At 47.7% G+C, this 618-nt stretch carries 2 protein-coding genes; both read right to left on the bottom strand.

Annotated features, from left to right (window positions below; all coding sequences use genetic code 11):
• Positions 1-9: 9 nt before the first annotated feature.
• The gene (locus FH603_RS28330) at positions 10-426 is read right to left on the bottom strand and encodes an IS1 family transposase (RefSeq protein ID WP_186742781.1); all 417 of its coding nucleotides are present in this window, start codon (positions 424-426) and stop codon (positions 10-12) included.
• A 29-nt stretch (positions 427-455) separates the two neighbouring features.
• A complete protein-coding gene (locus tag FH603_RS29440) occupies positions 456-614 on the bottom strand; it encodes an IS1-like element transposase (RefSeq protein WP_425326528.1) in 159 nt (52 codons plus the stop codon).
• Positions 615-618 lie beyond the last annotated feature (4 nt).

Raw genomic sequence — 618 nt, 5'->3', positions numbered from 1 at the left:
GGTCGTGCCTTAAAAGTGGATATTAAGCTTGAAAAAGAGATGGTTAATCAGCAACCCAATCACCGTGTCGTGCATTAAAACCGACTTGGAAAAACAGATGGTGCGACGCGCTAACCGCTTGATCCGGGTTCGTAGATCCAGATGTTTGCGCTCAATGCTTTGGGTCTGATCCTTACCAGCCTGATGAATAACAGTCGGTAACAGATCGTGGTAAGCCCACCAGTAGTCGGTAAACCAGCGGCTAACGACAATACCCGATTGGGCTAAAAGGGCCAGCAACCGACCAAAACTCTCATTCGTCCGACGACCAAACAAAAACGCTACTACCTCACCTGTATCATGATCTTCCACCCACCACAGCCAGCGCGGATTACGCTTTTTCTGCACGTAAGACCACTGTTCATCAGCTTCTAAGCGAATTAACAACTTGGTTTCGGAACCGGTGTAGGCTGGGTTTACCGAAACGATTTGGGTGGCCTTTTTTTTAGTGTACTCATGACGGTGTTCATATTTATTTTCAGCACACGAGCGGTATCCCGAATCCCACTTCCGTTAAGGGCCATATCGATAACTCTCTCCTTGATGCCAGGTTCGTGTGCTTTGTGAGTGTACACTAGT

Origin of the sequence: Spirosoma utsteinense (assembly GCF_014282275.1) — a bacterium.
GTDB lineage: Bacteria > Bacteroidota > Bacteroidia > Cytophagales > Spirosomataceae > Spirosoma > Spirosoma utsteinense.
The sequence above is the reverse complement of the archived record's forward strand: the minus strand, read 5'-3'. Positions and strand labels throughout refer to the sequence as shown.